The sequence below is a fragment of the Arthrobacter sp. NPDC056727 genome, assembly GCF_042790555.1.
Classification (GTDB): domain Bacteria; phylum Actinomycetota; class Actinomycetes; order Actinomycetales; family Micrococcaceae; genus Arthrobacter.
In genome coordinates this window covers 139,218-162,952 of record NZ_JBHTZA010000006.1, presented here as the reverse complement: position 1 = coordinate 162,952, position 23,735 = coordinate 139,218, and the positions used below count along the sequence as shown (strand labels likewise).

The 23,735-nt window shown below is 68.6% G+C and carries 19 protein-coding genes; 6 read left to right on the top strand and 13 right to left on the bottom strand.

Annotated elements, in window-relative coordinates; translation table 11 throughout:
• Positions 1-93 precede the first annotated feature (93 nt).
• Together ACFRAH_RS08290 and ACFRAH_RS08285 are read right to left on the bottom strand one after the other, a co-directional pair.
• Positions 94-1,509 (bottom strand): class I SAM-dependent RNA methyltransferase, encoded by a 1,416-nt coding sequence (locus tag ACFRAH_RS08290; protein WP_377990428.1) that lies wholly within the window; start codon positions 1,507-1,509, stop codon positions 94-96.
• Positions 1,506-3,482 carry an APC family permease gene (locus ACFRAH_RS08285; RefSeq protein WP_377990486.1) on the bottom strand — a complete coding sequence of 659 codons (1,977 nt, stop codon included), beginning with the start codon at positions 3,480-3,482 and terminating at the stop codon, positions 1,506-1,508. The genes ACFRAH_RS08290 and ACFRAH_RS08285 overlap by 4 nt, the downstream gene beginning before the upstream one ends.
• Before the next feature lie 94 nt (positions 3,483-3,576).
• On the opposite strand from ACFRAH_RS08285, the gene ACFRAH_RS08280 reads away from it, so the two are divergent.
• Complete coding sequence (locus ACFRAH_RS08280) at positions 3,577-4,248, top strand: potassium channel family protein (protein ID WP_377990427.1); 672 nt, start codon at positions 3,577-3,579, stop codon at positions 4,246-4,248.
• Entirely contained in the window at positions 4,249-5,088 is an 840-nt protein-coding gene (locus ACFRAH_RS08275; protein ID WP_377990426.1) for a potassium channel family protein, read from the top strand.
• Here ACFRAH_RS08275 and ACFRAH_RS08270 read toward each other — a convergent pair.
• The 4 genes from ACFRAH_RS08270 to dut all read right to left on the bottom strand — a co-directional run bounded on the left by ACFRAH_RS08270 (position 5,058) and on the right by dut (position 7,477).
• A complete protein-coding gene (locus ACFRAH_RS08270) occupies positions 5,058-5,813 on the bottom strand; it encodes a DUF3159 domain-containing protein (protein ID WP_377990425.1) in 756 nt (251 codons plus the stop codon). The two genes, ACFRAH_RS08275 and ACFRAH_RS08270, sit on opposite strands and share 31 nt — an antisense overlap.
• Complete coding sequence (locus tag ACFRAH_RS08265; RefSeq protein ID WP_377990424.1) at positions 5,810-6,139, bottom strand: hypothetical protein; 330 nt, start codon at positions 6,137-6,139, stop codon at positions 5,810-5,812. The genes ACFRAH_RS08270 and ACFRAH_RS08265 overlap by 4 nt, the downstream gene beginning before the upstream one ends.
• Positions 6,132-6,845 (bottom strand): DUF3710 domain-containing protein, encoded by a 714-nt coding sequence (locus ACFRAH_RS08260; RefSeq protein ID WP_377990423.1) that lies wholly within the window; start codon positions 6,843-6,845, stop codon positions 6,132-6,134. The genes ACFRAH_RS08265 and ACFRAH_RS08260 overlap by 8 nt, the downstream gene beginning before the upstream one ends.
• An 86-nt stretch (positions 6,846-6,931) precedes the next feature.
• Positions 6,932-7,477 carry a dUTP diphosphatase gene (gene dut, locus ACFRAH_RS08255; RefSeq protein WP_377990422.1) on the bottom strand — a complete coding sequence of 182 codons (546 nt, stop codon included), beginning with the start codon at positions 7,475-7,477 and terminating at the stop codon, positions 6,932-6,934.
• 77 nt (positions 7,478-7,554) lie between these two features.
• Between dut and ACFRAH_RS08250 the strand changes: the two genes are divergently transcribed.
• On the top strand, positions 7,555-8,043 hold the full coding sequence (locus ACFRAH_RS08250) for a DUF3093 domain-containing protein (protein ID WP_377990421.1): 489 nt from the start codon (positions 7,555-7,557) through the stop codon (positions 8,041-8,043).
• Positions 8,044-8,084: 41 nt separating this feature from the next.
• Here ACFRAH_RS08250 and ACFRAH_RS08245 read toward each other — a convergent pair whose 3' ends face one another.
• Positions 8,085-8,384 (bottom strand): DUF4193 domain-containing protein, encoded by a 300-nt coding sequence (locus tag ACFRAH_RS08245; protein WP_377990420.1) that lies wholly within the window; start codon positions 8,382-8,384, stop codon positions 8,085-8,087.
• 260 nt (positions 8,385-8,644) lie between these two features.
• Here ACFRAH_RS08245 and sepH point away from each other — a divergent pair, with 260 nt between their 5' ends.
• Positions 8,645-10,213, top strand: a complete 1,569-nt coding sequence (gene sepH / locus ACFRAH_RS08240; RefSeq protein ID WP_377990419.1) for a septation protein SepH — start codon at positions 8,645-8,647, stop codon at positions 10,211-10,213.
• A gap of 17 nt (positions 10,214-10,230) precedes the next feature.
• On the opposite strand, the gene ACFRAH_RS08235 is transcribed toward sepH, so the two are convergent.
• Genes ACFRAH_RS08235 through ACFRAH_RS08220 form a run of 4 tightly spaced genes read right to left on the bottom strand, consistent with a single transcriptional unit; the run spans position 10,231 to position 15,769 of the window.
• Complete coding sequence (locus ACFRAH_RS08235; protein ID WP_377990418.1) at positions 10,231-11,016, bottom strand: thymidine kinase; 786 nt, start codon at positions 11,014-11,016, stop codon at positions 10,231-10,233.
• Positions 11,009-12,292 carry an alkaline phosphatase family protein gene (locus tag ACFRAH_RS08230; protein WP_377990417.1) on the bottom strand — a complete coding sequence of 428 codons (1,284 nt, stop codon included), beginning with the start codon at positions 12,290-12,292 and terminating at the stop codon, positions 11,009-11,011. The genes ACFRAH_RS08235 and ACFRAH_RS08230 overlap by 8 nt, the downstream gene beginning before the upstream one ends.
• Position 12,293: 1 nt before the next feature.
• Positions 12,294-13,034, bottom strand: a complete 741-nt coding sequence (locus ACFRAH_RS08225) for a DUF5998 family protein (RefSeq protein ID WP_377990416.1) — start codon at positions 13,032-13,034, stop codon at positions 12,294-12,296.
• Between the two features lie 44 nt (positions 13,035-13,078).
• A complete protein-coding gene (locus tag ACFRAH_RS08220; protein ID WP_377990415.1) occupies positions 13,079-15,769 on the bottom strand; it encodes a GNAT family N-acetyltransferase in 2,691 nt (896 codons plus the stop codon).
• 56 nt (positions 15,770-15,825) lie between these two features.
• Between ACFRAH_RS08220 and ACFRAH_RS08215 the strand changes: the two genes are divergently transcribed.
• Positions 15,826-18,339 carry a DNA topoisomerase (ATP-hydrolyzing) subunit A gene (locus ACFRAH_RS08215; RefSeq protein ID WP_377990414.1) on the top strand — a complete coding sequence of 838 codons (2,514 nt, stop codon included), beginning with the start codon at positions 15,826-15,828 and terminating at the stop codon, positions 18,337-18,339.
• Positions 18,340-18,348: 9 nt separating this feature from the next.
• Positions 18,349-18,867, top strand: a complete 519-nt coding sequence (locus ACFRAH_RS08210; RefSeq protein WP_377990413.1) for a DinB family protein — start codon at positions 18,349-18,351, stop codon at positions 18,865-18,867.
• Positions 18,868-18,894: 27 nt separating this feature from the next.
• On the opposite strand, the gene ACFRAH_RS08205 is transcribed toward ACFRAH_RS08210, so the two are convergent.
• Positions 18,895-19,953 carry a GNAT family N-acetyltransferase gene (locus ACFRAH_RS08205; protein ID WP_377990412.1) on the bottom strand — a complete coding sequence of 353 codons (1,059 nt, stop codon included), beginning with the start codon at positions 19,951-19,953 and terminating at the stop codon, positions 18,895-18,897.
• Between the two features lie 151 nt (positions 19,954-20,104).
• The gene (cydD, locus tag ACFRAH_RS08200; protein WP_377990411.1) at positions 20,105-23,734 is read right to left on the bottom strand and encodes a thiol reductant ABC exporter subunit CydD; all 3,630 of its coding nucleotides are present in this window, start codon (positions 23,732-23,734) and stop codon (positions 20,105-20,107) included.
• Position 23,735: the final 1 nt, after the last annotated feature.

Genomic DNA, 23,735 nt, shown 5'->3' with positions numbered 1-23,735 from the left:
TTAGGGCACCCTAATTAGTGCCGGTCGCAACAAACTGCATGGTCAGCCGGGAACACGGGCGCGACGGGGACTACAGGGCCCATAGTAGTGGCATCAGCCGCGGGGAGTCAGCAGTGCCACCGTCTCCAGGTGGTGGGTGTGCGGGTACAGGTCGAAAGCCCGCAGCCCGGAGAGCTGCCAGCCGCCCTGCTGAAAGTAGCCGATGTCACGTGCGAACGACGACGGGTCGCAGGAAACGTAGGCAATGGCACGCGGGTTTGAGTCAATCAGCTGGCTGACCACCGCCTTGCCGGCGCCGGCGCGCGGCGGGTCCAGCACCAGGGCGTCGAACTGGCGCGGCCGCTGCCGGAGCACCCGCTCCACTTTCCCCTGCACGATCTCCACCTGGGGTGCGCCGTGCAGGTTTTTCCGGGCGTCCCGGCTGGTTCCCGGGGCGCCCTCCACCGACAGGACCGAGCCCGTCTCCCCCACCGCGTCAGCCAGCGGAGCAGTGAACAGGCCCGCACCGGCGTAAAGGTCGGCGACCGCGGCACCGGGTTCAAGGAACCCGCCGTCGTGCAGGAATTCCGTGACGGCCCCCACCAGGGTTTCCGGGGCGTCGCGGTGGATCTGCCAGAACCCCGCGCCGGTGACCCGGTAGTCGTGCCCAGCCGCAGATTCCTGCACCCAGGTCCGGCCGCGGAGCTGCAGGCTTTCATTCTTGAGGGGATCGTAACTGGCGACGGACACGTCTGCCGGGAGCTGGGACAGGATGGAGTTCAGCCGCTTGGCGCGGGTCCCGGGAGCGGGGGCGAGCAGCACCAGCGGCCGCGAGCCGTTGGCGGGAGCGGCAACCTCCACCCGCTCGATGCCCTGCAGATCCACGTCCCACAGCCGCAGGGCGTTGATTCCGTCGATGGCGAGCGGCATTTCCTGCACGGGAATGACCTGGTCGGAGCGGTGGGCGTGCATGCCCAGCCGGCCGCTGCCGGTGACGCCAAAGCTGGCGCGGGTGCGCCACCCAAGGCCTGTTCCGCCGTCGTTCTTTGTTCCGGCACTGTCAGTTGTTGCGGCACTGCCTGTAGTTCCGGCACTGTCCGTTGTCCCGGCTTTTGCCTCGCCGACCGCTTCCACCTCCGGGGAGAGCTCGACGGCGGCCAGCCGCCGGAGCTGTTCGGCCAGCACCTCGGACTTGAGGCTGCGCTGGCGCCGCAGCGATATGTGGCCCAGTTCGGCGCCACCCACCGGCGGGCGGCCGTGCGCCCAGGAACCGGCGGAATCGGCGGTGCGCCAGAAATGCGGTACCCGGTCAGGTGAAGCGTCCAGCACCTCCACGACGTCCCCGCGCCAGAACTTGGCCTTCTCCTCGGCGTCGGTGAGCCGGACGCGCACCCGCTCCCCCGGGATGCCATGGCGGACGAAGACGACGCGGCCCTCGTGGCGTGCCACGCAGTGTCCGCCGTGGGCCACGGGGCCGACGTCGACCACCAGTTCGAGTCCGGTGGAGGTGGTCTGGGTGTCCGGGCTCATTGAATGTCCTGCAGTCTCTTGGCTTCTTCGGATGATTTGAGCTGCCAGGGAACGCTGGCAACCATGACGCCCGGCTCAAAGTGGAGCCGGGTCTTGATGCGGAGGGCTGTCTGGTTGTGGACCAGCTGCTCCCACCATTTGCCCACCACGTACTCGGGGATGTAGACCACGATGAGGTCCCGCGGGGAGTCGCGGCGCATGTTCTTGATGTAGTCCATGATCGGCGTGACCGTCTCGCGGTAGGGGCTGGCGAGGATGGTCAGCGGAACCGGGATCTCGAGCTTCTCCCAGTCGGCAAGTGTATGCGCTGTCTCCTCGGCGTTGATGTCCACGGTGATGGCGTCCAGCCGCGACGGCCGGGAAGCACGGGCATAGGCCAGGGCGCGGAGCACCGGCTTGCGGACGTGCGACACCAGCAGCACTGCATGCACGCGGGTGGGCAGGGCGCGCGGCGAGGAGTCCTCGTCGACGGCCAGTTCCTTGGCAACGTTGTCGTAGTGGGCGCGGATGCTCCACATGATGAGGAACAGGATGAACATGGCGAGCAGGGCAATCCAGGCGCCCTGCTCAAACTTGGTGATCAGCACGATCACGAGCACCAGGGCGGTCATGCCGAAGCCGGTCATGTTGATGGTGCGCGACTTGATGATGCGGCGCCGGACGGCTTTGTCCTTGGCAAGCTTCAGCTCCCGGCCCCAGTGCCGGATCATGCCCAGCTGGCTTGCCGTAAAGGAGATGAAAACACCGACGATGTACAGCTGGATGAGTTTGGTCACATCCGCGTTGAACGACAGGATGAGCACCAGCGCGCCGGCTGCCAGGGCAAGCACACCGTTGCTGAAGGCGAGCCTGTCGCCGCGGGTGCGCAGCTGCCGGGGCAGGTACCCGTCCTGGGCAAGGATGGAGCCGAGCACCGGGAAGCCGTTGAAGGCAGTGTTCGAGGCGAACACCAGGATGACACCCGTGGCCGCAACCACGACGTAGAACGGTATGGATCCGGCGCCGAAAATGGTTTGGGCGATCTGGCTGATGGCCGGATTCTGGATGTAGCCCTCCGGCAGCGGCTGCCCGTTGAGCAGGAATTCCTTGGCAGGGTCCAGCACGATATGCACTTTGGTGGCGTTGGCCAGGTAGATAATGCCTGCCAGCATGGCCGAGGCGATGATGCCGAGCAGCAGCAGCGTGGTGGCCGCGTTCTTGCTCTTTGGTTTCTGGAAGTTGGGCACCCCGTTGCTGATCGCTTCCACACCGGTCAGGGCGGCGGCGCCCGAGGAAAAGGCGCGCAGCAACAGGAACGCCCCGGCCAGGCCCACGAGGCCCTGGTCGAATTCGGGAGTCGGGACAATCGTGAACGCGGCCGACGGCGCCTGGCCGAGCTGGCCGGTGGTTGCCTGGAAGATGCCGACGGCGGTCATGCCGAGGATGGAGGCCATGAAGATGTACGTCGGTACCGCGAAGACGCTGCCGGCCTCCTTGATGCCGCGCAGGTTGACCAGCGCCAGGATCACGACGCCGACGGTGGCGATCATGGCCTGCTGCCCATGAAGCGAGGGAATGGCGGTGGTGAGGTAGGCGGCCGCCGAGGACATGGACACGGCGACGGTCAGGACGTAGTCCACCAGCAGTGCAGCGGCGACGGTCAGCCCGGCGTACTTGCCCAGGTTTTCGTTGGCGATCTCGTAGTCACCGCCGCCGGACGGGTAGGCGTGGACGTTCTGCCGGTAGGACGCCACCACCGTGAGCAGGACCACCATGACGGCGAGGCCCACGAGCGGGGAAATGGTCACCGCACTGACGCCGGCCAGGGCCAGCGTCAGGAGAATCTCATCCGGGGCGTAGGCCACGGAGGACAGCGCATCCGATGCGAAGATCGGCAGCGCGATCCTCTTCGGCAGGAGGGTGTGGGCCATCCTGTCGTTCCGGAAAGGCCTTCCCACCAGCACGCGCTTCACGGCATTCAGAATTGTCAGCACCACACAAAGCTAGTCTGATTCGCACGCGATGTCATGGCAGGTTTCGGCGGTAGAGTCTTACGGAGCAGTCGGCGAGAGTTGAGGAGAGAAACGCGTGGCGCACTTCGTGATCATGGGTTGTGGACGCGTTGGGGCCACCTTGGCGCACACGCTCGAGGATGCCGGCCACTCGGTAGCCATCATCGACCAGGACGACCGCGCCTTCCGCCGCCTCCGCTCGGGCTTCACCGGCCGGAAAGTGACCGGCGTCGGCTTTGACCGCGACACCCTGAAGCAGGCGGGCGTCACAGACGCCTATGCCTTTGCGGCCGTCTCCAGCGGCGACAACTCCAACATCCTGGCCACGAGGGTGGCGCGCGAGACCTTCCACGTGCCGCACGTGGTGGCCCGCATCTACGATCCCGGCCGCGCCGAGATCTACCAGCGGCTGGGCATCCCCACCGTGGCTGCGGTGCGCTGGAGTGCCGACCAGGTCCTGCGCCGCATCCTGCCCGAACAGCACCTTGCCGGGGACTTCCGCGACCCTTCCGGCCGCCTCGTACTGGCCGAACTCGACCTCCACCCGGAATGGGTGGGCCACCCGGTGTCCTCCATTGAGAAGGTGGCCGGCGTCCGGGTCGCCTACCTGACCCGGTTCGGCGAGGGGATGCTGCCCTCCGCGGGCACCTCCTACCAGGACGGCGACACGGTGCACGCCATGCTGCGGGTGGACCGCACGTCCGAAGTCGCCCACATCCTCGCCAAAGCACCCGCCAAGGAGTCCTAAGTGAAAGTCGTCATCGTCGGGGCCGGAAGCGTCGGCTCCTCGATCGCCCGTGAGCTGCTGTCCCACAAACACGAGATCCTGCTCATTGACCTCAAGCCCGAAGTTATCGGCCGCAGCGGCCTCCGGGGAGCGCACTGGCTGGTCGGCGACGCCTGTGAACTGAGCACCTTGCAGGATGCGAACCTCGAGGACGCTGACGTGGTGGTCTCCGCCACGGGAGATGACAAGGTGAATCTGGTGGTCTCGTTGCTGGCCAAGACCGAATTCGGCATCGGGCGCACGGTGGGACGCGTGAACAACCCGAAGAATGACTGGATGTTCAACGACTCCTGGGGCGTGGACGTTGCCGTGAACACCCCGCAGCTCATGACGGCCCTGGTGGAGGAAGCGGTGGAGATCGGCGACCTCGTCCGGCTGCTGACGCTGCAGACAGGTGTGTCATCCCTGGTTGAATTCACGGTGCCGCATGACTCGCACGCCATTGGGCTCACGGTGGGTGCCATCGACTGGCCGGAGGACTCCACGCTCGTGGCCATCCTGCGGGACCAGGCACCCATCACGCCCAGCCGGGACGACGTCATCGACGGCGGCGACGAACTGTTTTTCGTCACCACCATCGCGGCCGAAGACCAGCTGCGCGAACTGCTGTCCCCCGGCTCCAGCGAGGAGCACGGGTCAGGTGAAGGGCACGGATCCGGCGGAAGCGAGGAGTCCGTCGAGGAGCAGTCGTCCCCCGAAGGGCAGGAGTCCGTCGCGGTGCCGGCAACCGGGGACCAGCCGGTGCGGGCAGAGCAGCCGGCCCGGGCAGATCAGCTCGACGACGACGGCTTCGACGGCTGACCGTCAGGCGTTGCCGCGGGCCTGGTGATGAGCCAGGCGAGCCACACGCCGAGGATATAGAGCGGTGCGCCCATGATCAGCCTGGTGGTGGCCAGAGCCGCCAGGCCGTCCGGCCCCATGAGATACAGGGGAACCTGCACCAGCAGGCGCAGCACCAGCACGCCGACGATGATCCACGTGCCCAGCCGGTAGGCGCGGACCCGGGCAGCGTCCTTGCGCCAATCCAGGCCCTCGTTGCGGATAAACCCGAACAGCAGGCCCGCGATCGGCCAGCGGACCGCGATGGAAATGACCATCGCCACGATGTAGGCCGCGTTCGTCAGGAATCCGGGAAGGTAGAAGTCCTCAGCTTTGCCGGTGGTGTTGGCAAGCCATGCGGAGATGCCCACACCCACGACGCCGGCCAGCGCCTGCGTCAGCGGCCGGCGCTGTACCAGCCGGACCACGGTGAAGATGGCGGCCGTGCCCAGCGCGGCAATGAGTGACGGCGTGAGGGCGGTAGTGGCAGTGAAGGCGACCAGGAAGACCAGGCCGGGCAGGATGCTCTCGGCGATTCCCTGGTAACCGCCGGCGCTCTTGAGGACATCGATGCGGCCGTCATGGGTGCGGTGCAGCCCGGCCTTGGACGCGTAGTCCTCGGCCAACCCGGCGAAACCCGGGTTTTCGGGTGCGGGCTTGGATTCCTCGCGGCCCGGTCCCGAATCGGGGTTCTCAGGCAAAGTCATTGGTTCTCCTGGCGGGACAGTATCTCGTAGCGGGGGTTGAACATGGTGGGCATGCCGTCCTTGACGGTCAGCATGCCTTCGAGCTTGAGTTCGGCCCCGGCGTCGATCCCCGGAATCCGCCGGCGGCCCAGCCAGATGACCCTCAGGCGTCCCCGCTGTTCGGCGGGAAGCGTGTCATGGTCCGAGACGATGGCAGTGAAGGCGGCCACCTGCGACGGGGGCGCGTAGGTCACCGACTCGATAAACCCGTGGCACAGGACGCGCCCGCGCTCCGGCAGCCCGCGGATGGGTACCGCCTGGTCCTGCGGGCCGCCGGTGTCAACCAATCTGGGTGATCTCCGGCCCGCGTTCGGGCTGCTCGAGATCCGGGGCGGCAGGGGGCACGGGTCCGGCCGCGTCCTTGGGCAAGCGCAGCTGCAACAGGTCGCGGGGCGGCATGGGGTTCTCGCCCCGAATGACCACGATCTTGCGGAACAGATCTTCAAGGGCGGCGGCCGCTTCACGGTCCAGCGCGGCCTCGCCGCCGAAAACACCGCGAAGGAACCAGCGGGGGCCGTCGACGCCGACGAAGCGGGCCACCCGGTAACCTTGGCTGCCGTCCGGGGCGCCCGCAGGCAGCTTGGCCACGAGTTCGACCCCGTAGTCCCCCGGGATCTCCTCGACCTGGCCGCCCTGGCCGCCGACGGACTGGCCGATCTGCTCCCGGATCTCGTCCCAGAGCCCTTCCGAGCGGGGCGCGGCAAACGCCTGCAGCTGCAGGCTCGAGCCCTCAAGGTCCATGGTCACGGCGACGACGCGCTGGGTGGCTTCCTCGACTTCAAGGCGGAGCTGAAGCCCGTCGCGCGGGGCAATGAGCAGGGCGCCGAGGTCCACATAGCCGTCGCGGCTGCTGATCTCGGAGACATCGAAGGGACCGTTGGCCCTGCGGCTGTCCGCGGCATTTCCGGCCGCATCCGGGATGAGATCATCCTGGATCTCCTCCGGCTCTGCCGATTCCTGCCTCTTGGCTTTCCTGCCCCGCCCAAAAACCATGCGTTGTCTCCTTAGTCGTGATCGTTTCGCGCGCCCCGAATTGCGGGTGTGCAGCTGAAGGGGTGCCCCGGTGACGGGGTGTGCAGCTACGTGCCCGGAACGGCAAACCCGCCCGTGGAGCCGAACCCGCCGGCACCGCGGACAGAGTCGTTCAGCTCCCCCACGGCGACGAACTGCGCGTGCTCCACGCGCTGGATCACCATCTGTGCAATTCTATCGCCGCGGCGCAGTTCTATCGCCGTGTCACGGTCGGTGTTGAGCAGCGTTACCGAGATCTCCCCGCGGTATCCGGCGTCGACAGTTCCGGGTGCGTTCACCACCGTGAGCCCGTGCTTGGTGGCGAGGCCCGAACGGGGGTGGATGAGGGCCACGAAACCATCCGGCAGGGCGATGGCTACACCGGTGGGGACGAGCCGCCGCTCACCCGGCTCAAGCACCACGTCCTCACGGGCCCGCAGGTCCGCGCCGGCGTCGCCGGGGTGGGCATACGACGGCGCTTCCAGGCCGTCGTCGAGCATTTTCAGCTGTACCTGCACCGTGGGTGCTCCGAACTCCGCCCGGGGCGGCTGCGCAGCGGCACCACCGGGGGCCTGATGTGCCAGGGATGTCATGGCGGTTGATTCGTCAGTCACAGTCCCACACTCTATCGCCCGGGCTCGAACTCCTCCTATTGCAGTACGCCCTCCCACTGGCCACTAAGCTTGTGGGCATGCCCGAATCAAGCGCTGCCGTTCCTGCCCGCAACCCGTCTTCACCGGATGAAACCGTCATTTTCTCCGAAAAGCTGTGGCCCGGCGCGTGGATCTGGGTGGTTGCCCTGGGCATCGCCTCAGCCGGCATCCTTGTCCTTGCCCCCATCAGCCTGGCGGCCGGCTTCACCGCGGCCGCGGTGCTGTTCGCCATCGAATTGGTGCTGCTGGTCCTGTCCACGCCTTCACTGACCGTGACCACGCGCACCCTGCAGGTGGGCCGGGCCAGCATCGAACGCAGCATGGTCGGCGGGGCAGCGGCGTACCGCGGCAAGGACGCGACGGCGGAGCGCGGCACGCGCCTGAACGGCCTGGCCTATCTCTGCATCCGGGGGTGGATCGATCCGGTGGTCAGGATCGAGCTCACCGATCCCTCGGACCCCACCCCGTACTGGCTGACGTCCACGCGCCGCCCGGAGGAACTGGTCGCCGCCCTCAAGGGTAACTAGCCACCCAGCCTTCGCAGCGCGCCCTGCCCTGGCAGTCCCGGCTAACCTTCACAGTCCCGGCAGTAGAGCAGGCCGTTCTTTTCGCGGGCGATCTGGGAGCGGTGCCGGACCAGGAAGCACGACGAACACGTGAACTCGTCGGCCTGGGCAGGCAGGACACGGACCATCAGCTCTTCAGCGGACAGGTCGGCTCCGGGCAGCTCGTACGCTTCGGCGAGGTCGGACTCGTCCTCCTCCACCAGCGCGGTCGGTTTCTCGGCGCGGCGGGTCTTCAGCTCCTCCATCGAGTCCTCATTGAGGTCCTCTTCGGACTTCCGCGGCGCATCATAATCAGTCGCCATGGCCTGCTGCTCACGCTCCGTCGAATCGCTGGAATGATTCATCCGTCACAACGCCAGAAGAACCCGGTTTGTGCCCTGCCGCGCGCACATTTTTCCCCAGGCCAGGGGGAAATTCCGTCGCCGGAGCCAACGGCTCTCCCCGGCCTCCCCCGGCCGCCCAAAACTCCCGGAATTTCGCGGCACGCCCGCTGCCCTAACAGGAAAAGACAGTGCGGGGTGGCAGAGTTTCGAATGATAGTAATGCCAGGGTGGAGGATTGTATGCAGGATCTACGGCTTGTAGGCGTCCACGACGACGGGGAGCACCTGCTCTTAAGCGGCACCGCCGGCGCAATGTTCCGGCTGCCCATCAACGAGGCGCTCAGGCTGGCTGCCAGCCGGCCCGCCGCGCGTCCGTCCACCGTTGCCCCCGTGGCGATGTCCCCCCGCGAGATCCAGGCGAAAATCCGCAGCGGTTCCACGGCCGCCGAGGTTGCCGCCGCCTGTGGCATGCCGCAGGAAAAAGTCGAGCGGTACGAAGGGCCCGTCCTGGCCGAACGCGCTTACATCGCCCAGCAGGCCCAGAAGGTGGAGGTCGCTTCCCCGGCCCCCGGACACGACATCTACCGTTCGGCCTTCGGCGACAATCCCGCAACCCTCGGCGACATGGTGGCCCACCGGCTCACCGCCCACGGCATTCACTCCTCCTCGCTGGAGTGGGATTCATGGCGCCGGCCGGACGGTACCTGGACTGTGGTGGCCAAGTTTGAAGCCGCCCCCGGCAGCCACGCGAGCATCGGCGAGGAACCTCCCGCCATGTGGACCTTCAACCCCACCCGGAAATCCCTCCAGAACGCGAACCGCTGGGCCCAGCAGCTCAGCGAGCTGGAACCCCTGGACGGCCCCGTGCCCGCACGCCGGCTCTCCGCGGTCTCTGACAGGCCTTTCGACTTCGAAACAGACGCGGATGCCGCTGCCCGGACCGGCTTTGGGGCGGGCGCAGGCGGCAACGCAGAGCAGCAGAAGGACCCGGACGGCCTGCTGGACATGCTGCGGTCGCGCCGCGGCCAGCGGCTCGGCGTGGATGAGGACAGCGACGACGCCCTGGCGCTGCTGCTGGCCAACGGCGTCCCGGCTGCCCACCCCCGGGCGGACGAAGCACCATCAGAGACAGATGCCGAATCTCCGGCCGGTGGTCCCTGGCAGGCGGAAACGTCTGTGGAGTCGGACGATAGTGTGCACGATGATGCGGAGCACAACGGTTCGGGACACAACGGTTCTGAACAGGACGGTTCGGGGCACGACGGATCTGACCAGGACGGTTCCGGGCACGAGCCGGACTCCGGGCAGGACGGCGACGCCGCGAACGACGCCGACGACCTCGCTCCGGCGGCCGAATTCACGCTGGCCCGGCGCCGCGACGGCCGGCCGTCGATGGTCTCCCGGCTCAACCTGGTGCCTCGGCACGAGGACAGCGACGAGTCGCTGAAGCTTCACGACGGCGTCAGCACCCAAACACGCGAGATCACCATAGTCCCGGGCAACCCCAACAACCCGAACAGTCCCGCTCCGGCCAAGCCTGGGGAGCCCGCTTCACCGGCGGCGCAGGCATCAGGTCCGGTACCCGGCAGGCCGGTCACCGGCCGTCCGGCGGTTGCAAACCCGGGGCTCGACGAACTCCTGGGCCGCGGTAATTCCCGGCGGCGCCTGGACGGAACACGGCCGCAGCCTGCCCAGGGTGCGTCCCGCGCCGACCAGGACCGCGACGAACCGGAACGCCAGCCGTCCCGGCCGAAGCGCTCGAGTGTTCCAAGCTGGGACGAAATCGTCTTCGGCACCCGCGGCGACTGAGCACCGCCTGACGGAGGCTAGCTCCCGGACACGCGGCCCGCGCTGACTTTTTCGCCGGCGCTGGTTGGTTGGCTGGCACCGGTGGTCCCGCGGGCCCCGTGCCACAGGCAGGCGTCCACCTCGAACGGGAGCAGCTCGTCCTGCTGGCCGATGATGCTGGCACCGTGGGCGGTAACCCGTCGCATGAAGTGCCTTCGGCACAGCGTTTCGTAGCCCACCACCGGCACATGGCCGGCCTCGCTGTCCGGATCGCCTGCCGCAGGATCAAGGGCCATGTCCACGTCACCGACCACCACCTGGGCACCTTCGGTGACCATCACGCCGTCGACCGTCCTGGCGTTATGCGTGGCGCGCCGGCCACACCAGCACAGCGCTTCAACCTGCAGGACCTGCACCCGGTCCGCGAGTTCGATCAGGCGCTGCGAGCCGGGGAAAAGGCGGGTCCGGAAGTCCGCAGTGATGCCAAAGGCAAAGACATCCACCTCGATCTCGTCCACCACGCGTGCCAGCTGCTCCACCTGGGCAGCGGAATAGAACTGTGCCTCGTCGCAGATGAGGTAGTCCACGCGGATGCCCCGCGTGCGCCGGAGCACCACTTCATCCCAGAAGTCCGTGGCATCCGTGACTTCCACCGCCTCGGCCTGCAGCCCCAGGCGGCTGGAGATCCGGGAATCGCCGGCGCGGTCATTGCGGCTGAACCGCACCCCGCCGCGGCCGCGGGCCCGGTGGTTGTAGTCCATTTGCAGGGCCAGGGTGGACTTGCCCGAGTCCATGGTTCCGGAGAAAAAGACGAGCTCAGCCACGGGATCCCCGGCGCCCGGCCACCTTGCCTGAGGCTGTTTTGCCGGAAGCTGTTTTGCCGGAAGCCTGGAAACTGAGCAGCGGAACTTCGCGCTCGGCCTTGGTCAGGGAGCCGTGCTGGCCCACGACTTCCATCGCCGTCGGCCGTACCCGGCGCGTGTCGTAGAACGCCAGCGCGTCCCGGGCAGCCACCATCACGTCACCCACGCGTCCCGCGACCTCGGCCCGGACCTCTCCGAAGAGTCCGGCAGCCACTGCCTCCTCCCGGGTGAACGCCCAGATCCTTTCGCCGAACCGGGCGCGCCAGGCCGCCAGGAGACGTTCCCGTGCGGCATCGCCGGCGTCGTCCTCCAGGTAGAGGTGCACCATGCGCGGTTCGCCGGCCGTGTGCCGGACGCCGTCCACGAGGGCGGGGTCCGCGGCGTAGTCCAGGCGCTGCGGCTCCGGGACGTCCAGCATCCCGTGGTCGGCAGTGACCAGCACCGTGGTTCCGGCAGGAAGGCTTGCATCAAGGCGCTTGACCGTGGCGTCCAGCTCCTCGAGCTGGTGTTCCCACTGCGGGGACTGCGCGCCGTAGCGGTGGCCGGCCTTGTCGAGGTCGTTCACGTAGAAGTACATCAGGGCGGACCCCGAGTCAGCCATCACCTCGGCTGCCGCCGCCGTGCGGGCATGGGAGGTGGTGCCGGAGACGAACGCCCCGCCCCGCAGTGCCGCCTGGGTCATGGGCGAACCGCCGAACTGCGGCAGGCTGACGGTGGTGACCGCCACGTGTTCGGAGGCACGTTCAAAAACGGTGGGGAACGGCTGCCACAGCTGCGGGTCCACGCCGGCATCCCAGTTGCCCAGCATGTTGACCACCTTGTCCTGCGCCGGATCAAGGACGTCGTACCCCACCAGTCCGTGCTGGCCGGGAGCGAGCCCCGTGCCCAGGCTGGCGAGGGAGGCTGCTGTGGTCGACGGGAACGCTGCATCCAGCCACACGGGCACAGCGCCCTGGCCCTGCTGAATAATGCCGCGGAGGAAGGGGGTGTGGGCGGTCTTCTGCTTGAGCAGGCCGCGTCCCAGCCCGTCAGCCAGGACCACGCACACGCGCTTGGCCTGCGGGAGGTCCAGCGCGTTCTCGAAGCCCGGTACCCCGAGGCTCGCCGCGGCGCTTCCCAGCACTTCGGCCACGGAGCGGCGGCCGTAGGCCGGGGCGGCCGGCAGGCCGCCTACGGCAGGGCCGGCGTCCGTGGTTCGCGTTGCGGGGCCTGAAGAATGGTTGTCCTTGTCCCGCATTTCAGCGCTTGTGCCCCCGGCTGAGCCGGCTGGCAAAAACGCCCATGCGGGGACGGGGGTGGGTGGCCGACGACGCGTGCCGCACCGGAGTGGGGGACCCGGTATTCACCGCGCGCAGGGCACGGGCAAAAAGCTTGGCATCCTGGACCGCCTGCAGGCCGTCCGCCTCGGCGCTGATCCGCAGGACGATGTCCTCCTGGGCGATGGTGCCGCTGTAGCCGTGGTCGGCCTCGCACTGCGGATCGCCGCAGCTCGCCGGACCCATGTCCAGGCGCTGGCCGCCGGACCAGGCGATGGACAGCGTAACTTCACGGACCGGGTCCGAAGGCTTGTAGTTCTGCGGCTGGGCGTACATGTAGCTCAGGACCACCGAACGGATCTGGGCCACCGGGACGGATTCCGTGGAAATCTGCGCCACGATCTGTTCGCCCGCCTCGTCGAGCTGCTGGTCGTCCACGTGGGTGATCACCAGCATGTCCTCGGTGAGGACCAGGACGGTGATGTGCCGGCGGACCTCGGCCCGGTCGAAATGCGTTTCGAGGTGGACCAGGTGTGCCAGGCAGTCCCGGCCGTCCAGTGCGTCATCCACCACGTCGGCCACCAGCAGCGGGTAAAAGCCGGCCTGCTGCAGGGCGCCTTCGAGGCTCTGGCCCTGGACGCTGTGATTGTGTGAGCTGTGCTGGAAAGCCTGCGGGCTGTGGTCGGGCGCTTGAGGCTTCGAGGTGGGAGGCTGGGAGCTCATTTTCCCATTTTCACAGATCGCTGTGGCACATGCTAACCAGGAGGCTAGCTCCGCATCGCCCGGCGCGCGCTGTCGGTGCGCTGGGCCGCGTTGCCGATCCGGACGTCGGCGGCCAGGATGAAGGCCCCCTGCGGCGTGGCCAGGACCGGATTGAACTCGACGAGCGCGATCTCCGGATGCGCGTCCTTGAGCCGGGCCAGCCGCGCGGCCACGTCCTCGAGGGCGGAAACGTCGACGGCGGGCAGGCCCTGGTAGCCGAACAGCTTCCGGGACGCGCGCGGGCTGCGGATGAGGTCGCGGAGGTCGGCGCCGGAGAGCGGCGGAGCCCGGTGCGCCCAGTCGTCCAGGAGGTTGACGGCGTCGCCGGCCAGCCCAAAGGAGACCACCGGCCCCAGCAGCGGGTCCTCGATGGCGCGCAGGGTGCAGGCCTGGCCCACGGGAACCATGGTCTGGACCTCCAGCGACGCTGGGCCGTAGGGCTCCAGCGCGCGGCGCATCTGCAGGATGTTCAGCCGGAGGGAGTCCGCGTCCTGGATATCCAGCCGCACTCCGCCCAGGTCCAGCCGGTGGCGCAGCGTAGGGTCGGTGGTCTTCAGTGCCACCGGCCAGCCCAGCCTGCCGGCCGCCTCCACGGCTTCATCCTCGGTGTCGAAGCCTTCCGAGGGCATGACCCTGATCCCGTAATGCGCCAGCAGCCGGGCGGCGCCGTGGGGGTTGAGTTTCTTGAGCTGCTCACCGCGGACATCGGCCAGCAGGTTCTCGAGGTCGGCGTGCGCGGCGTCAGGATCGCATCCGTCGGGATCCACGAAGAGGCCCTGGTCGCGTTCAGCCCATTCGGCGTACCGGACCACGGCAGACAGTGCGGCCACCGCCGCCCCGGGATTGGAATAGCACGGCACCGGCGGGACGCCGGAGTCCTCCCCCACCATGCCCTCCACATACACCGACGGATCGAGGATGCCGGTGAAGGCCGCCACCACGGGCTTTCCGGCCTCGGCGGACGATTCCGCTAGCGCCCCGGCAATCTTCTCCACGGTCAGTCCGCGGGCCGGAAGGAAGGCGACCACGGCCGCGTGGACTGTGTCCCGGGCCAGGACTTCCCGGAGCCGTTCCCGCAGGGCCGGCAGGGCACGGGACATGCCGGCGTCCAGGTCCAGGTCAACCGCGAGCGCCTCTACGCCGAGGCCGTGGGAGACGGCGCTGTCCGCCACCACTTTGCCCAACGCACCGGAGTTGCTGATGACCGCCACCCCGGCGCCTTTGGGAAGAGGCTGGGCGGACACGATCTGCGCCACGTCCATGAGCTGTTCGATGGTCTCCACGCGGATCACGCCGGACTGGCGCATCATCGAGTCCACGGCGTCGGCCGGAGCCTGCGTGGTGCGCACGGCATGGCCAGGCGGCAGCTGCAGCCCCATGGAGGCGGACTTGGCCACGATCACCGGCTTGGTCCGGGCCAGCCGCCGGGCCAGGCGGGAGAACTTCCTCGGGTTGCCGATCGACTCCAGATACAGGCCGACGGCAGTGGTGTCGGCGTCGTCCTCCCAGAACTGCATCATGTCGTTGCCGGAGACGTCGGCCCGGTTTCCGGCCGACAGGAAGGTGGAGATGCCGGCGCGGCGCCGGCTGGACGCTGCGTAGAGCGCCACCCCGATGGCCGCGGACTGGCTGAACAGCCCCAGGCCGCCGCCGCGGGCCAGGCTGGGCGCCATGGAGGCGTTCAGGGAAACCGCGGGGTTGGTGTTCACGATCCCAAGCGAGGCCGGGCCGATGACCCGCATCCCGTTGGCCCGCGCCTGCCGCACGAGCTCCCGCTGCCGGGCCAGGCCCCGTTCCCCGTCCTCGGTGAACCCCGCGGAGGCCACCAGGACCCCCTTCACCCCGGCGGCAGCGCACTCGTCAACGACCTTGGGAACTTCCTCATAGGGCACCGCCACGATGGCCAGCTGCACCGGGCCGGGAACCTCGGAGAGGTTGCCGAAGGACAGCATGCCGGCCAGCTCAAAGGCCTCGGGGTTGATGGCGTACACCGGTCCGGTGAAGCCGCCTTCGATAATGTGCTCCAGGAGCTGGTACCCCACGGTCCCCCAGCGCCTGCTGGCACCGATTACCGCCACCGACGACGGCGCCAGGAGGTCCTGGACGCTCCTCGCCTCCGCGCGGTGTTCCCGGGCTTCCATCACCGCACGCGATTTGTCCGTGGGATCGATGTTGAACTCCAGGCTCACCACGCCGTCGTCGAAATGGCGCTTGACGTCGTAGCCGGCGTCGGAGAAGACCATGAGCATCTTGCGGTTTTCGGGCAGGACCTCGGCGCTGAACCGGCGGATCCCGTTTTCGCGGGCCGCGGCCGCGAGGTGCTCCAGGAGGATCGAACCGATGCCGCGGCCCTGGTGCGCGTCGGCGATGTTGAAGGCCACCTCGGCCTCTGCAGGGTCGTCCAGCCGGTCGTACCGGCCGATGCCGATGATGTCCCCGCCGATGGTGATGACGAAGGCCACCCGGTCCCGGTAGTCCACTTCGGTGAAGCGCTTGAGTTCGCGGCTGGAGAGCCGCTCCTTGAAGGCGAAGAACCGCATGTAGATGGAGTTCTGCGATTGCCGGGTGTGGAAGGTCTGGACGGCGTCCGCGTCGGTGGGGTGGATGGGGCGCAAATGCGCAGTGCCGCCGTCCCGCAGGACGACATCGGCCTCCCAATATTCCGGATATTCGCCGTCCCCGGGCTGATCCACCATAGGCTTAGCCTAGCTAAACCTCCCGAAGTGCACCCCAAAAAGGATCCACCAGCCCCATGGCACGCCGCCAAACCCGCACCCCCGCAGGGGAAACAGTCCAGGACTATACCGAAAACATCGTTGACATCGATGTGACTTCCGAGATGGAAGGCTCCTTCCTGGAGTACGCGTACTCAGTCATTTACTCCCGGGCCCTGCCCGACGCCCGGGACGGCCTGAAGCCCGTCCAGCGGCGCATCCTCTACATGATGAGCGACATGGGCCTCCGTCCGGACCGCGGCCACGTCAAGAGCGCGCGCGTGGTGGGCGAGGTCATGGGCAAGCTCCACCCGCACGGCGACACCGCCATCTACGACGCCATGGTGCGCATGGCCCAGGACTTCTCGCTCCGGCTTCCCCTGATCGACGGCCACGGAAACTTCGGCTCGCTCGACGACGGTCCCGCAGCACCGCGGTACACCGAGGCCCGCCTGGCGGCGGCGGCACTGACCATGACGGACCACCTCGACGAGAACGTGGTGGACTTCGTCCCGAACTACGACAACCAGCTCACCCAGCCCGAGGTCCTGCCCGCTGCGTTCCCCAACCTGCTGGTCAACGGCACCACCGGCATCGCCGTGGGCATGGCCACCAACATGGCCCCGCACAACCTTGTCGAGGTCATCTCCGCCGCCCGGCACCTCATCGCCAATCCGGACGCGACGCTCGAGGACATCATGCGCTTCGTCCCCGGGCCCGATCTTCCCACCGGCGGCCGCATCGTGGGCCTGGACGGCATCCGCGACGCCTATGCCACCGGCCGCGGTTCCTTCAAGACCCGCGCCAAGGTGGAGGTGGAGCAGCTCTCCGCCCGCCGGACGGGCCTCGTGGTCACCGAACTGCCCTACATGGTGGGCCCGGAAAAGGTGATCGAGAAGATCAAGGACGCGGTCAACAGCAAGAAACTGGCTGGCATCAGCGACGTCGTGGACCTGACCGACCGCAAGCACGGCCTGCGGCTGGTCATCGAGCTGAAGAACGGCTTCAACCCCAACGCCGTTCTCCAGCAGCTGTACCGCTACTCGCCGATGGAGGATTCCTTCGGCATCAACAACGTCACCCTGGTGGACGGGCAGCCGCAGACGCTGGGCCTGCTGCAGCTGCTCACCGTCTACGTGGACCACCGCATCTCGGTGGTCCGGCGCCGGACGGTGTTCCGGCTGGGCAAGAAGAAGGACCGCCTTCACCTGGTGCAGGGCCTGCTCATCGCCATCGTGGACATCGACGAGGTCATCCAGATCATCAGGTCCTCGGACGAGGCCTCCGCGGCGCGGGAACGGCTGATGTCCATCTACGACCTCTCCGAGATCCAGGCGAACTACATCCTCGAGCTCCGGCTCCGCCAGCTGACCAAGTACAGCAGGATCGAGCTGGAGAAGGAACAGGACGAGCTCCGCAAGGAGATCGCCGAACTGGAGGCCATCCTCGAATCCGATCAGCTGCTGCGGGACCTGGTGTCCGGTGAACTCGGCGAGATCGCGGAGAAGTACGGAACTCCGCGGCGGACGGTACTGCTGGAATCCGAGGCCGTGGCCCCCACCGTGGCCAGCGCCGGCGCGGACCAGGGCAAGGCAGTCAAGGGCAAACCCGCTCCCCTCGCCCTCGAGATCGCGGATGATCCCTGCTGGGCGATCCTCACGGCTTCGGGCCAGATCGCCCGGACTTCCAACCGGGACAGCCTGGCCGAGACCGGGCCGCGCTCCAAGCACGATGTGTTCCGTTCAGTGGTCAAGACGTCGGCCCGCGGCGAGATCGCGGCAATCACCTCCCAGGGGCGCATGCTGCGGATCCAGGTGATGGACATGCCCGTCCTGCCGCCGGTCTCCGGCCTGCCGAACCTCGCCGGCGGCGTTCCCGCCAAGGACTTCATCACCCTCCTGAAGGGTGAGTCCCTGGTGGCGTTCGCTCCGCTCGACGAGGTGCTGGCGCTCGGCACCGCGCAGGGAGTCGTAAAGCGCGTCCAGCCGGACTATCCCCTGAACCGCGAGGACTGGGAAGTGATCACGCTCAAGGAGAAGGACAGCGTGGTTGGCGTGGCGCCGGCGGGATCTGACGACGCCGACCTCGTCTTCCTGACGCGGCAGGCCCAGCTGCTGCGGTTCACGGCCGGCACTGTCCGCCCGCAGGGCAGGACGGCCGGCGGCATGGCCGGCGTCAAGCTCGCCGCCGGCGACCAGGTGGTGTTCTTCGGTGCGGTCGCCCCCGGCGACGAGGCCGCCGTCGTCGTTACCATTTCCGGAACGGAAGGTGCCCTGCCCGGCACCGCCCCCGGGGCCGCCAAGGTGACGGCCTTTGCCGAATACCCGGCCAAGGGGCGCGCCACCGCCGGGGTCCGGGCACACCGGTTCCTGAAGGGCGAGGACACGCTGCTGCTGGCGTGGGCCGGCCACGGCCCGGCAAAGGCATCGTCGTCGGCAGGGGTGGCCCGCTCGCTGCCCCAGGAACACGGCCGGCGCGACGGTTCAGGCATTCCGCTCTCGCAGGCGGTGGATGTGATCGGCCCGAGCATGGCCTGGCCGGAACCGGCCTAGACTACTGCCATGCCTATCGTCCCGGATGAGAAGGACTGGACCTGGGTCCTGTCCCGCCCCTGCACCCAGTGCGGCTTTGACGCGTCCACCGTCACGCCGGCAACGGTTCCCGGCAGCGTCGAAAGCATGCTGCCGCGCTGGCGGGCCGTGCTCCGGAGGCCGGACGCCTCCGAGCGGCCGGACGCGAGCACCTGGTCCGCGCTGGAGTACGCCTGCCATGTCCGTGATGTGTTCAGCCTCTTCGACCGCCGCCTCAACCTGATGCTCACCGTGGACGATGCCCGGTTTGAGAACTGGGACCAGGACCAGACAGCGCTGGACAGCGACTACGCCCATGCAGACCCTGCGGTGGTGGGCGCCGAGCTCACCGCCGAGGGAGAGCAGGCGGCGGCCTCGTTCGCCAGGGTGCGGGAATCACAGTGGGACCGGACTGGGCTGCGCAGCAACGGTTCGGAGTTCACGGTCCTGACGCTCGCGCAGTATTTCCTGCACGACGTCGTCCATCACCTGGCGGACGTGGACGGCTGACCCGCCGTTCTGGCAGAGCTGCCGGGGCTACAGGACCTTGTCCCAGGCAAGGCTCGTGTTGACCGGGATGTAGCCCATCTTGCGGTACAGCGCCATGGCCCCGCTGGGGTTCTCGGAGTCCACGTCCAGAGATGCCTTGTCCAGGCCCGCCGCCGCAAAGCGCCGCATGGCATCGGCCAGTAGTGCCTGGGCGATGCCGCGCCCGCGGAACTCCTTCCGGACGCCGAGCAGGTCCGTGTAGCCTTCGCTGAGGCCGCGGGTCACTGTGTTGTCCGGATCGTAGCTGGCGAACTGGTAGCCGGCGACCTCAGCCGTGCTGCTCTCCAGCACGACGGCGCTGAGGTCGGGCCGGGCCAGGGGGTCGTTGACCACGAAGCCCCATGCTTCCTCGTCCCGTGGCTCGCTGCCCCAGTGGTCCGCGAATGTCTGGTTGTGCGCCAGCCGGACGGCCTCGTTCAATGCCGGCTCCATGGTGACCAGCTCGAACCCGTTGGCCAAGGCCACATCGGGCAGCGGAGCCGACAGCGGGCGGTGCATCTCGTTGTAGTAGCGGACCACCTCATACCCGGACTCCTCCAGGAGCGCGCATTGGTGCTGCTGCTTCTGTTCGATGAAAATCCGCAGGCGCGGCGGCGCCGGATTTTCGTTTTCCGCAGCGCCGCCCTGCCCGGAACCGGAATCATCAGCACCGGCATCTCCAGAACTTGCGTCTTCGGCGAAGCGCTGCCTGGTCCGGGCCTCCAGCCACTGCAGCAGGGCCGCGCCGACGCCGCGGCGCTGCCACTGCGGGTCCACGGCACAGAATCCGTGGGCCTTGGCCCCGTCGTGGTTTTTGGTGAGGCGGGCGTAGGCCCGGGGAACACCTTCAGGGTCGAAGCCCAGAATGGCGTTTTGCCCGACCGGGTTGTTCTTGGATTCAATGATCTGTTCCAGGTCCGCCCGCCGCTCGAACCAGACGGGCTGCTCGGCGGCGGCGGTCCGGGCGATCAGCGCAGCCCAGGAGTCGAGATCCCGTTCCGAGACGGGCCGCCACTGCAGGTCAGGGAAGCCGACCGCCGGGGCGGCCTGCGCATGGTTGTGCGTCATGGGAACAGGCTAGCCGTCGGGAACAACGGCAGGAAGCCGTACGCTGGGGCAAGAACCGGGGCCACGTCGGCAGTCCACAGCGGAGTGGTCAATAGCCAAGTGGCCAGTAGCCGCCGGAAGAGAGCTGTGGTGGAGTAAGCCCGAGGACCAATCACACGGCCCGGCCTGATGCCAGCGCATCGGCAGCGGGATTCAACCGGTCCGGCCAGATCTCCAGAAGCGCATCCTCCGGGCTGATGTCCGCAGGGTTATGGGTCACCAGCACCACGGTGCGCGACGTAAGACCTGCACGCAGGTCGGCCATCAGCGCGCGGCCGGATTCGGCGTCGAGGTGCGCCGTCGGCTCATCCAGGAGGATCACGTCGGCACGCGTCATGAGTGTCCGGGCCACTGCCAGCCTCTGCCGCTCGCCGCCGCTGAGGAAGGCGCCGCCCGGCCCGATGCGCGTGTCCAGGCCATCCTTCAGCCGGGCCACGAGCGGCGCGAGGCCTACGGCTTCCAGGGCGTCGCGCATCTCCTGCTCGGCCTCCTGCGCGGACGCCGAACCCGGCTCCTGCTGCGGGCTGCCAAGCAGCAGGTTGCCGCGGACAGTGGAGTCGAAGAGGTGGGCCTCCTGTGGGCACCAGGCCGCACGGCCGGTCACTCTGATGCTGCCTTCCTTGGCAGGAAGAAAGCCGAGAATGACTGCCAGCAGAGTTGATTTGCCGGCACCGGAGGGCCCGGTCACCGCCAGCCAGCAGCCGGGTTCAGCCACGGCGGAAAGTCCGCCGAAGACCGTCCCGCCGCCGGGCCACGCGGCCGACAGCCAGTCCAGTTCCACTCCTGGCCGGCTGAGCTTCCGGGGCCGCGGCGCGGCAGGTCCGGCGGTCGCCATGCCGGTGCCACCGGCCCGGCCAGCCGCGCCGGCTATGCCGGACGTCCCGGATACGCCGGAAGAGTCGAGCACCCCGGACTCACCGATGCGGCGCAGGACCGCGCGCAGCGCCGGGAACTGCCGGACCGCCGTCGTCATGCTTCCAAAGGGTTCGGCGAGCGCAAGCTGCAGAAGGACCACGACGCCGACGGTGGTCGCCGGCAGGGAGCCGGCGAATACCTGCGGGGCCGCCAGCACCGCGCTGAAGAGGGCGGCCGCGCCGCAGGCGGCCACAGTGAGCGCCTGGCCGAGGCCTTCCGCCCACGCCGAACGCCGTGCCGCGCCCGTGGCGGCCCGGTCCAGCGCACGGATGCCGTCCAGAACCGGCTGCTTGGCACCGTTGGCGTGCAGTTCCGCCCTGGCGTCCAGGGCAGCTGCCGCCCGCCGGAGGACTCCGGAGCGCAGCCGCTGCTCGGCCTTCACCGACATCCGGTCGGCGAGCAGTGCCGCCGCGGGCGCGGCCACGAGGCTCACCAGGGCTGCGGCGAGAACTGCCGGCAGGGCCGCAGGAAGCAGCCAGCCCACCGTGCCCGCAGCAACTGCCGCCACCGCTGCGGCGGTGACCGGCGGCAGGACAACCCGCGGGAGCAGGTCCCGGACGGTGTCGACGTCCTCGATGACGGTGCCGAGCACGTTGCCGCCCTGGAGCAGCCGGCGCAGGGACAGTGCCCGCTGGCTGAGGGACGCCCAGAGGCTGCCGCGCAGCTTCGTCAGCGAGGCAAACACGGCTTCGTGGAGGAGGAGCCGCTCGCAGTAGCGCAGCACGGCCCGGCCGATGCCGAAGAAGCGGACACCCACGATGGCGGTCAGGAGGTACATGATGGGCGGCTGCTCGCTGGCCCGCAGGATCAGCCATCCGGAGAGTCCGGACAGCGCGACGGCGAACAGGGCGGCCAGTGCCCCGACGATCCCCGAAGCAGCAAACCGTCCCCGGACCGGCGCAAGCAGCCGGGCGAGCATCCCGGTGGTGTGGCCGGTACCGTGGCCGGCCTCTGCGGCCGGGAGGCTGGCCGCGGCGGTGCCGGCCGCCGCCGGGGGGACGCTCCCGCCTTCCGGCAGATACTGCGCGCCATCCTCGGCCGAAGCGTTGGAAACGGCCGAAGCGTGACCGCGCATTTCACTCGCAGCTGCAACTCCGCCGGAAACCGGCACAATCTGGTCTGCGAGTTCCCTCGTCTGCCGGTCGTGTGCCACCAGGATGACGGTCGCACGGCCGCGCAGGGCGCGAATCGCACCGTGGACACGGTTGGCCGATTCCCGGTCAAGGTGGGCGGTGGGCTCGTCGAGCAGCAGCACGGTGGCGCCCGCCTCGATGCGGGCCAGGCCGCGGGCAACGGCCACGCGGCGCAGTTCGCCCGGGCTCAGCTCGGCCGGGTGTTTGTCCGCCAGGTGGTCCGCGCCTGCTGCCGCCAGGCAGCGCAGCACTCCCCCGCCGTCGTCCTCGAGGTTTGCTGTTGCGGTGCGGGCCGTCAGGTAGAGCAGCACCTCCCCGCGCACGGTGTCCGCCACCATTACCGGATGCTGCGGCACCCAGGCCAGATCGTCCGCCGCGAATCCCTCGATAGCTCCGGACACAACCGTTCCGGACACAGCGGTGCCGGACACTGAGGTACCGGACACTGAGGTACCGGACACTGAGGTTCCGGACACTTCGGTACCGGACACTGCGGTACCGGACAGAAGGGTGCCGCCGCCGCTTCCGATAGTCCCGGCCAGTACGCCCAGCACCGTGCTCTTGCCTGCCCCGCTGGGACCGTCCAGCGCCGTGACCAGTCCCGCCGGCGCTGAAAAACTGAGGGGTCCGACGGCGGGACCCTCCCTTCCCGGATAGCTGACCGTGAGCTCCCGGACTGTAACGCCCGCCGGTCCCGCACCGCCGGCCGCTGCAGCGGCCGGCCCGTCCGCGGATCGGGGCGCCGGCACAAGCCGCCTGGGCTCGGGTGCGTCCAGAACCGCCGTTGCTTCGGCAAGGGCGGCCCGGCCGTCGTCGCTCGCGTGGTGTGCGGTTCCCAGCTCACGGAGCGGAAGGTAGCAGTCGGGGGCGAGAATGAGCGCCAGCAGCCCCGCTTCCAGCGCCATGTCGCCGTGGACGAGCCGTACACCGATGAACACCGCCACCACCGCAACTGAGATGGTGGCGATCAGTTCCAGGGCGAGCGCCGAGAGGAACGCCGTCCGCAGTGTTCCCATGGTCCGTGACCGGTAGTCCTCGGAAATGTCCTCCAGGGCGCGGCGCTGGGCGGCGGCGCGGCCGAGTCCCACCAGCACCGGCAGTCCCTTGGCCAGTTCCAGCATGTGCCCGGACAGCCGGGAGAGGGCGGCCTGGGCGTCCCGCACCCTGTCCTCGGTGTAGCGGCCGATCAGCACCATGAACACGGGCACCAGGGGCACCGTCAGCACGATCACCACGGCACTGACCCAGTCTGCGAAGAGGATCCGGGCGCCGAGCAGCAACGGGATCACCGCACAGTTCACCAGCGCCGGGAGGTACTGCGTGTAGTAGCTGTCCAGGGCATCCAGGCCGCGCGTCGCAAGCACCGCCAGGCCGCCGTCGGAAGGTCCTGCAGTACGGACGCCGTTGCGCAGTGCCGACTCCAGCAGTTGCGCGCGCAACTCCTCCTTGACGCCGAGGGCTGCGCGCCGGGCGGCGACACCCTGCGCCCAGACCGTGACGGACCGCAGCACCACCCCGGCCGCTCCCCAGGCGAGCTGGCCGGACCACGCGGCGTCCTGCGTCATGAGGCCGGCGAGCGCGGACGCGACGGCCTGCCCCATGAGCACCAGGGACAGGGCCTTCAGCGCAGCCAGCAGCCCAAGGCCGTAGAGGGCGCGGCGGGTGGAGGGGCCGGACGGGAACTGCGGTTTCACT